At 43.5% G+C, this 9,701-nt stretch carries 7 protein-coding genes and 3 pseudogenes; 2 read left to right on the top strand and 8 right to left on the bottom strand.

From position 1 onward, the window contains the following. Positions 1-68, bottom strand: a pseudogene (locus FS875_RS10680) (phage major tail tube protein); the annotation flags it as partial. Further along, positions 68-1,297 carry a phage tail sheath subtilisin-like domain-containing protein gene (locus FS875_RS08670; protein WP_144755718.1) on the bottom strand — a complete coding sequence of 410 codons (1,230 nt, stop codon included), beginning with the start codon at positions 1,295-1,297 and terminating at the stop codon, positions 68-70. The gene FS875_RS08670 and the pseudogene FS875_RS10680, both read right to left, overlap by 1 nt. A gap of 390 nt (positions 1,298-1,687) precedes the next feature. Here FS875_RS08670 and FS875_RS08665 point away from each other — a divergent pair. Together FS875_RS08665 and FS875_RS08660 are read left to right on the top strand one after the other, a co-directional pair. Further along, a pseudogene (locus FS875_RS08665) lies at positions 1,688-2,407 on the top strand (phage antirepressor KilAC domain-containing protein). Beyond that, the gene (locus tag FS875_RS08660; protein WP_144755716.1) at positions 2,404-2,682 is read left to right on the top strand and encodes a hypothetical protein; all 279 of its coding nucleotides are present in this window, start codon (positions 2,404-2,406) and stop codon (positions 2,680-2,682) included. Before FS875_RS08665 ends, FS875_RS08660 begins: the two are co-directional and overlap by 4 nt. A gap of 44 nt (positions 2,683-2,726) precedes the next feature. Here the strand turns inward: FS875_RS08660 and FS875_RS08655 are convergent, their stop codons facing one another. The 6 genes and pseudogenes from FS875_RS08655 to FS875_RS08630 form a co-directional block, all read right to left on the bottom strand. Continuing rightward, positions 2,727-3,068, bottom strand: coding sequence for a HigA family addiction module antitoxin (locus tag FS875_RS08655; RefSeq protein WP_144755714.1), 342 nt, complete (start codon positions 3,066-3,068; stop codon positions 2,727-2,729). A 10-nt stretch (positions 3,069-3,078) separates the two neighbouring features. After that, positions 3,079-3,357 carry a type II toxin-antitoxin system RelE/ParE family toxin gene (locus tag FS875_RS08650; RefSeq protein ID WP_144755712.1) on the bottom strand — a complete coding sequence of 93 codons (279 nt, stop codon included), beginning with the start codon at positions 3,355-3,357 and terminating at the stop codon, positions 3,079-3,081. Positions 3,358-3,526: 169 nt separating this feature from the next. Then, positions 3,527-4,897 (bottom strand): Bgr_08870 family protein, encoded by a 1,371-nt coding sequence (locus tag FS875_RS08645; protein WP_144755710.1) that lies wholly within the window; start codon positions 4,895-4,897, stop codon positions 3,527-3,529. Between the two features lie 14 nt (positions 4,898-4,911). After that, on the bottom strand, positions 4,912-8,055 hold the full coding sequence (locus FS875_RS08640; RefSeq protein ID WP_144755707.1) for a DUF4815 domain-containing protein: 3,144 nt from the start codon (positions 8,053-8,055) through the stop codon (positions 4,912-4,914). Between the two features lies 1 nt (position 8,056). Continuing rightward, positions 8,057-9,163 (bottom strand): phage tail protein, encoded by a 1,107-nt coding sequence (locus tag FS875_RS08635; protein ID WP_144755704.1) that lies wholly within the window; start codon positions 9,161-9,163, stop codon positions 8,057-8,059. Further along, positions 9,163-9,701 (bottom strand): annotated as a pseudogene (locus tag FS875_RS08630) (baseplate J/gp47 family protein); the annotation flags it as partial. The gene FS875_RS08635 and the pseudogene FS875_RS08630, both read right to left, overlap by 1 nt.

Here is a 9,701-nt window from a genome sequence, read left to right as displayed (position 1 = left end):
TGATAAGGAATACCGTCGACAAAAATGTTAAAATATTTCAAAACTCTTGGTAAAACAGGGATAGTCATTAAAAAATCTCCTCTAGGTAATCATTGATGATTTGTGAACGGAAGGTGATGTGTTCTGCAGGTGTTGTGGGCGTGAACTCTACATTGAAATAGACTCTGCCATCTTCAATAGCACTTGCTGTATTAAGCTCTAGATCTGGTGTACAGCGTCCCCCAAGAATGGCGCCTTGCGCTTTTAAATCACGCAAATAAGCATTGACGCTTTCACTCACATCATTCAGATAAGTCTTTTTAATATTGCGGTCGACCGCCCATAGATGTCCGCGTAAAATGGCATCATTGATCATATCGGCAGTGCGTACTACCGATAAAAAGGCAAATTTGGTATCGCTTGAAAGGGTGCGATTGCCCCAGAGGCGATAGCCGTTTTCTCGAATAATGGTTGTGATATTTTGTTCATTGAGAAGATTAGCGCGACTTGCACGATCACCAATGGAGAAATCAATGGGGCGCGCAGTTCCTACAATTCCATTGATCACTTTATTGGAAGGGGAATGCCAAAAGCCATTGGCAAAATCATTTTTGGCAATGACCCCAGCAACTGCTGCACTTGCTGGCTCTTCTAAGATCTTGCCATTGCGATTGACCTTTACAAATGGATCAATGAGAAGGGCGCGTTTTGAATCAAAATCCTTTGCTGCGCTAAGAGCTGCTTCATCTGTTGTGTTTGGGGCATCAATTACCACAATGGCGCGCAAACGTTCGGCAATGCCAATCAACTCTGCCGCAACGGGATTAGAGGTTGTACTGATCTCAGTTTTGGCGCTATCACCCGTTCCATTAGTGGTTACACTGGAAGGGCGTTGATGGGTAAAGCCTGGCGCAATCAGAATACGTGGTGTTTGTCCCACAACGGATTGTGCTCCAATGAAAGCGTGAACACCTTCATAGGCGCCATGTTCGTTCACACCACCTAGAATGTTGGTGAGTGTTGCTTCTTCATTGTCTCCTTCTTTCACACGGATAACAACAACAATAGCTCCCACTTGCTTGAAAATAAGATCAAGAGCATTGGGTAAAGTACCACGTCGTTTACCTGTTTTATCTAGTTTTGCAGCTTGTGAAAGAGAGCCTGCGACCAAAACCGGTGTGTTAAGAGGAAAGGCTTGTTCATCGGCATCGGGTGCTGTGCCAATAATTCCGATAACGCCAGACTGAACTGCACGAAGGGGGCGTGTGCCGTCATCAACCTCGACGATTTCAACACCGTGTAGAAAACCTGTTGCCATTTTATGCTCCTTTAAAATAGTGGCGAATGAAATGAAGATGAAAAATGAGAGGTGAAGAGCAGTGTTTTTCAATGCTCGGCATCCAAAGATGAAATTAATAAAAATATCAAAAGTATCTTAACATTATTTGTGTAATCTGTATTTTCGAATCAGGCGCCTAAGAAACACCTTAAAATACCAAGCGGACGGATTGCCGATACAATCTTTTTCCGTACATTAAAGATTTTGACTCATTATATGTCTATAGCATATAGTGGTCTTATCGGGTGTAGCTATGTCATACAATACCCTTACGGGAAAAACATAGCGACGGACTTGGTACCGTGTTTCTTAGCACCCGATACCCTTTTAGGGTGTCATTAAGAAACAATTTACTACCAAGGAGTTCACATGAACACTCTTATAAAAATTACAGAAAATGTTGCTAACGATGCAACAGTTCAAACTATGTCCAGCATTGAAATTGCGGAGGTATGTAGTAAGAAGCATAAAAATGTTATGCGTGATATTAAGCAAATATTTAGCGAGCTCAAATTTGAGCCGGCTAAATTTTTAAGTAGTTATATTGATGAACAAGGAAAAACACGCCCTTGTTATAACCTCCCCAAGCGTGAATGTTTAATTCTTGTTTCTGGTTACAGCACTGTCTTACGAGCAAAAATAATTGACCGTTGGCAAGAATTGGAAAAGCAAGTTGCTGTTCCACAAGTTGATTATTCAACTCCTCAAGCCTTACTTGGCGTCTTAAATCATCTACAAAGTCAAATCGAACAGAAAGATCATGTGATTGCAGAATTGACTCCGAAAGCAGAAGCTTTAGAAGGCTTAAAACGCTCTGATGGTTTGTTTGGTCTTATTGAAGCTGCAAAGATGTTAGAGGTATGACCAAAAGATTTGACCGATTATTTGCGTAAACACGATTGGGTCTATCGACGGGCTCCAGGGGCACCTTTGTTACCCTATCAAGATAAAATAAAGAAAGGTTTTATGGATTGCCCTGCGATTACCATTCAAAGACCCGATGGTACAGAAAAGGTCCTTCCTTCCACGAAAATCACCTCAAGAGGATTGGCATGTTTAAGAGAGAAAATCCATGGAGGTGTACAATGAATACCAGTATCGATTTTTTATGTGATTTGTGGATGGCGTTGTATCAGTTTTCTGATCGTGATGATATTGAAGACAAGGCTTTTAATACTCTCATTGAGACTATGGATGCGATAGAAAAAGCTTTAATTTTTAAGCTTCAAAATGAAACCCCAAATGCACTGAAAATTTTGGCAATGATTACAAATTTTGGAACTTTAAGACCACCTCCGATTATAGAGTCTTTGTTAAAATCTTACGAACCTAACTTAGACAGCCCCATTAAAAAGGTTGCTTAATTAAAAACATGGTTCATCTCCCCATCTTTAGGGTGGGGAGAAGGTCATGAATGGCTATGTTCCATTTGCGCATTCATTTCGCTAGCTGTTAGTGTTGGAATAGAAGAGACATCAATATCGCGCTCTGCATGCCAAGCATCATAATTGGCTTGCATACGTAACCATATACCTGCTCCATCACCAAACATTTTTCCAAGGCAAGCAGAAATCGCAGGAGAAACAGGCTTTTTTGCCTTCAGGATATCATAAAGATGTTGGCGTGATATACCGATCATCTGTGCAATTTCTAATTTTGTTTTGCCGGTTTCAGGAATAATATCTGCTAAAACTTCTCCTGGATGAGTAGGGCAACGGTTTTTATCTCTTTGTGCAGGAATGTCATTCATAACTGTATCCTTAGTGATATTGTTCAAGATCAACACGGTAAGCATTACATGAGTCAAATTCAAAGGTAATACACCATGGTCCGTTAACGTGGACAGTGTAACGGGTGGGTGAATATCCACTCAAAGAATGAAAGTTAAATCCTGGAAGATTCATATCTTCTGGTCTTTCAGAAAAATCTAAACGATCAAGACGAACCATGATACGTTTTACAAGTCTCTTATCAATCTTGGATGAATTTCCCGTTTTGAATAATTCTGCCAATGTTTTGCTCTTAAACGTTTTAATCATTCCTTTATATAACGTGAAAGACTATAAATGTCAACAAATAGCTTACATTATATGTGCTAAAAAAGCCCTTTGAGAGGATTTTAAAAGAGCGATAAAAAGCTTTAAAAACATATAAAGCCCGCTTATATGACAAGCATCCATTTGACTTGCGCTCTCTTTGGTTTTGTATTTAATCTTTCCATAATCTTATAAGGACAGCACCATCAGCACCAGCACCACTTGAACGATCAGTCCCATGAGAACCAGCACCCCCACCACCAAAGCCACGCCCTGCTTTTCCTGAACTATAGGAACCTTGCCCCATTCCTCCAGAGCCACCCCTTGATGTATCACCCCCAGCATCTCCGCCATTACCACTTATCTTGCCAGTAATTCCATCCGTTCCAGCATAACCATTGCCGCCTTTAGCAATTCCTGGATGTTCGTCTGTTGCTAAACCAAAATTTCCTCCCACGCCTCCAGCACCACCAGAACCTGAATAATAACCAGTAATATAACCATTTCGCTCAGTATAGTAACCGGCACTACCATAGTTTCCTCCTGTGGCGGTTATAAAATTTTTGCCAACAACTGTTGTTTCTCCAGGCTTACCGCTTACAAAATTCTTTGCAATAGAAGCCCCTCCTTTACCAATAATGATATTCTCATGACCATTTAAACTGACTTTATAGCCATACCACACCGAGCAACCGCCTCCACCTCCTCCTAATCCTATCCCAAACGCTCTACCACCACTACCTCCACCACCCCAGGCTGTAATTTCGACTTTGGTTTTATCCGTTACCCAATCGGGCCACTGAATTTTTCCGTTCTGCGTATAGAGCAATTCAGCATCGGCAAGAGCCGGCCAATTTGTGATTTTATCGGTCAAATCTTTTTTAAGACTCTTTATCCCTGCTAAGATGGCGGCATCCACTTGCGCCTTGGTATAAACAACATCACCATCGACTTTTAAAGGTCCTTTAAGTAAGCTTCCGCTTGTACTTAAGTTAGTGACCACTTTGTTGTTATGGGTAGTAATATTCAATGATGAATTGCCCAACAGTTCCAAGCTACCACTCATGGTGACTTTGCTGGTAAACTTGTTGTAACTTTGCCATTCATTGGCTTGTTTTAAGCGCCCATAGCTGGTCAGATCTTCATTGATCTTGGCTCTAAAATCATCAAGCCCCACGATATCTTCTGTTTTATGTTTGTGTGCCCCTAATAAGGAAACGGCACTGCCAAAGGTAAAATTATTGTTGCCTGATTTATAAAGCACATAGTTATTTGCGGCATCTTTTGCCCCCTCGATATCGCTTAAATCAGCAAAGGCGAAGGTTTTATCGGCTGCCATCTTGCCATTAAGAGCACTTTCTAAACCCGTCACATCACTGATTGTATGGGTGTGTTGTAAAGGGGCTTTTTGGTTTATCTTTTCCTCAACAGTTATAAGAGCTTGATCAAGTTTACCCAAGTTTTCACGTAAAATGGGGAATTCAGAACTGATAAAACGTCCTTCTTTGGGTAATTCCATGTCGAGTTTTTTAGTTTTGCTCATTTTTTGTTCTCCCATCATATGATGCCGGCGCCAAAATCACACACCATGGAGCGTGCAGCTGGTCCACCGGTAAGGGTGAGTTTTAAGCGTGCTTGTCGTGCTGTTTTGTCGCTGCTCACAAATTTACGCTCTGTCCAAAGCGGTTCAGCGAGTTGTTCTGTCTCATCCAATTTTAAAGGGACAAAGGTACCATCATCCAGTTGCATCTCGAGGGTGAATGAAGAACCGCCCGGTAAAAAGGTTTTGATATAGCTCGTTAATCTTGCCTTTTCCCCAAAGGCAAAAGCCCTTGTGACATAGGTTGCTTGCCTGTGAATCTTTCCTGCAATCAACTGAACCGGGGCAAATAAGACGGGTGAGAGTTTCTCTGTACCTTTAAGAATGGCGCGAAGCTTGACTTTTTCACTGATATATTCGGTCAGCTTGAGCAATTGAAAGGGTAGCAGTTGATAAACTGTACCGTTGTTTCTTTCAATTTCAAAGATGACAGAACAATCGCTTGAAGGCAATTCAATGGCTGCACGCACTTGCAAATCAGAGCAGTCCACAAGATCAAAGCTGCCTAAATCCACCGTTTTTTCTGTTTGTCTGTAGCGGGCGGCCAACACCCGAAATGCCAAGGCTTCATCTTGGTGCGCTGTCCAGCTCTGCGCGTTGACAGAGGAAAAGCGTGGACCCGTCACATAAGGATGGCTTGAAACATACCTTTGGTGCTCTTTATCAAAATCACCAAGTTTGGCGAGTGAGACGGAATGATCTCCATCATCAGTTTTAAGCACAAAGGCGGTGAGACGATCATCGGGGACTAACAAAGGAACAGCATAGCGTGCGCCAGCCCAGCCGGTTTTAGCGCCCTTCATGGAATAGGAGGTTTGGGCTTGAATATCAGCTGTCGGATAGCCGTTTTCGGTGGTCACCAAATCAATGACGAGATCATGGGCTTGATTGCCTATTTTACAAAGATGGAAATCAATCCCAGTGATTTGCCTTGTTTCATCGGGGGTAAAGACTTGGGCTTGCGGGTCGACTTGTGTCCAGATTTTCACCGTGGTGGTACGCCGCATCACTTTTACATCAATCACCCCTTGACCGGTAAAAAGCCCTGTTGCTGTTGTTCCACCTTTCCCTCGTGCGATCACATTTTTTGTCCCAGCGGGAATGTTTGGAGGAATCTTGAAACTCCCTTCAAGGGTACCTTTGCTATCGGCAACAAGGCGGCTTTTGGGTAAGACATTCACGCCATCAAAGCTAAGGCTTTCCAAGATTTCGCCACTACCAAAACCTTCAATCTTAAAGTTCAACGGAATTTGTCTTAAAAAGTCGATTTGCTCGCTTGTTGTATTCACCAAATCATCACTGATTTCTGTCTTAACGATGCTTCTCCCACGGTTCCAGCCCATATTGAGTTGATTGGTCACACCAGAGAGCCAATCAGTGCGCTCAACATGCCAAAAGTCTGTCGCGGGGGTAAGGGTGACTGTACCAGGGAGAGGCGCAAAATTTTGATAAGGATTGATCTTTTCGCAAGCCGTTGTCAACTCTTGCGCAATGATCACTTCATTGGTCCAGTCAAGGGTGACAGGGGCGTTCAAGGGAGCGGTATAGAATGTTGGATCAATAGCAAGCTGTAAAATACCGTTGCCAACAGCTCCTGTTTGTTCAAAACCTTCATCTCTGTAACTGTCATCGAGAAAAGGGTCTGCAACCATGCCTTTTTTGGCAACAGGCTCTTTAGAGTCAACATTGCTTTTAATGCGCTCTAATTGCATCAAGCGGTCAAGGGAAAGCACCCGTTGAAAATAACGCCACATCTCATCATAGGGGGCAACACGCGTGCCATCATTTTTTACACGCGGTACATCAAACCAGTTATTGGTAATGGTGGCAAGGGAGAGCACATCTTCAGGAACACTAGGTGCCATGGGTTGGTCTGCCGAAACCCCTTTGATATAGACAACATCACCTCCTGTATTCAGTCCAATACGGTCAATGCGGGGGAGTTTGTAAGAGTAATTCACAATAATATCACCGCTCGTCGCACCTCCTGAGACAGTGATTTCTTGTGCTGTGACTTTATCAGCCTTCACACTTGCACGGTATCGATAGGTCACCATATAGCTACTGCCAGGAAGCGGTTCATCTCCCACAGGTGCCCAATCAATGGTGTCTCCGGTTTTTTTAAAATACTTGCCCTCTTTAAATTCTTTACTCCCTTGCACAATTTTAAGAAAAGCTGTGATACTTTTATCGGGAACGCCGTCACGCCCAGATGTAATAGCCCCGCGGGTCACGTTAACGGTTTTTTCTTTTGTCAACAAAAGGGAATGAACATCGGCAATGGGAGCGTAATAGGTTTTAAAGGTAAAGCTTTTTTCTTGGTTTTTGGGCGCGAAAATATGGGTTTCGCTAGGAACAGCGCTTGTTGAAAAGTCTTCCATCTCTTCATGGCGCAAAGCGGCTAAGCGTTTGCGTTTAAAGCCATTGATATTGGCTTCTCCCTCTTGAATACTGAACACTTGCTTTTGTCCCTCTTGGCCCAAAGCTGTGACACGGCAACCATTCACGATATAATGTCCATGGGCGCGATCATACGTCGCAATAGCTTGCATGGCGGGTTCAAGCAGCGAGGGTGATTTTTGATCAATGAGAACACCATCTTGTAAAATATAAACCGGAAAAAATGTGCCTTGCTGCCCATCATCTTTGAGAGCCCAGACAAGTTTTGCCACCTCACGGGCGGCACCAGGCTCTCCTTCTGCTAAAGACCCCGGAACTTGCCCCAAGAGCTGTGGATCATCTTCATGATTTACCCAGCTTTTTTGCAGTTTTACACCGATTTCCACGCGCCCAATCATGGCAACATTCTCTAAGACGGCATTTGAAACAGGAAAGATATCGCCGGCGATATAAATCTTGCCCTCTGTTAAAGTGACGGTTTTTGTATCTTTATTGACAAAAGCGTCCGCTCGTTCAACACGGTCTCCTTCTTGTGCCACAAGGCGCCCCAAACGGTTATGGCGCCCCCTTATGATGGTTTGAATTTCATTGAGTTCAGCTGATTGCAGAAAAGGGCGCTGTCCATAAAACACAACGCTTTGTTGTTCATCTTTGCCGCGAGAGCGATCAATTGCAAAGGGTAAGCCACTTTCATGCTTCATATTAAAACCTCAATAAAATCTTGAATTGTTCGCGAACATCTGCGCGCAAAGGAATATCGACGGGTGTTTTGAGAATCTCCACACCACCCTTTAGTTCACCAGCGTCACACCAAAGTTTGCCAGGAGGTGTCTGCTCTGCCACAGTGCCATGAACGAGGAGGGACACAAAGGCGGCTTGTTTGTCTTCAACATCCCGAAAATCTGTACGGGCGGCAAGAAACAACAGAGTGCCAGTTTTCGAGGGCTTAAATCTGTTGCCACAATGGCTGTAAACACCCTCTAAAGCTGGTTCAACAGGCGCTACAGCATAGCATCGGCGATAGCCAATCAGAGCATTGTCTGGATCTCTTAAAGCGAGATAAAGGGAACGGTTTTGGAACCATTCTGCCATCAATATATCGCGTTCGTGCTTTTTAACCGAACACCAAGGAAAATTTGCCAACTCCCAAGGGTAATCGATATGTTCCCAACTTAATTCCTCATCGAAATCATCAATCCAGTTACCAATCAATGTGCCTTCTTCTTTTGTGAGAACGTGGTTGATTTCTGTTGTGCGTCCAAAGGAAAACAGTGTATCTCCAGTTGTTACGCGGATGCCACTCTCAAAATCCAGCATACTGTCATCAAGCCTTGACATATTGGCTTGTATAGCCTCCACATCATAACCAATGACACTACGGCGAAAATCAGAGCGCAAGCTTTTGGAAAGGTCGACAATGGCTTCAATAGACTCAAGATTACCTCGTTCAGGCAAGTGGTCAAATTCAAGTTGGAAGGAATTCCACCATGCACGCTCTGTCCACGCGGGTATGAATTGTGCAGAAAGTCCAAGCCATCGAAGACCCATATCAATTGCAGCTACAGAGCCACGTATCCGCTGCCATTGGAGACCTTGGTCAAGAAGATCATAGAGATTTGGAACATAAGGGGTAAGTTCTCCAAGCCCATATTCTTCAATCAACCATGGCAAGAAACGGGGAGGGCGTGTGATCAGTTTAGAGCGTGAAATCCCCAAAACAGAACCATCAACATCTTGATGAAAATCGCAAACATCAGCAAGGCGCCTTTCAAATTCCGTTGCATTTGTTGGGAGTAAAGTACCACCCATTAGCGCGCCCGCCCTTTAAAGTTTAAGGTAACCTTGCCAATGGATAATACTTCCTCATCACAAACGGCATTATCCGTTGTAGGTTCAACGGCAATGACTTTTTGTACACCAGTGATCATCAGTTTGGAAATCCACCACGAAAGGCTTAATTCGCGCCCAAGAGCTTGTTCTTGTTTCCAAGCGGTACGTAAATGTGCCTCCATTTGGGTTAAAACGGTCAGTGCCGTTTCTGGTAACAGCCAAACATCTGCTGTTAAGTCCACAACTTTTGCAACAGCCGCATGCACAAGAATAGTATCATTGGTCATGATGACATTTTTATCGTGAAGGGCTTGTGAGACTTTGTCTAACAGGTCTTGGCTTGCTGTTTCTTCTTCATTATTGCCAAAAAGTGCAACATGAATGGTTGGGTTTTTCCCCTTTCGATAAATAATGGCATCTTTCACGCGGTTATCTGCGGATAAAGCAATAAATTTGTAATAAGGTTCTGTTCCACTGCCTTTGCCACTGCGGGTATGAAGTCTTATGCGTTCGCGGT

This window comes from Bartonella saheliensis (assembly GCF_902162175.1).
Note: the sequence above shows the minus strand (reverse complement) of the source record. Positions and strands in the feature narration are given on the sequence as shown.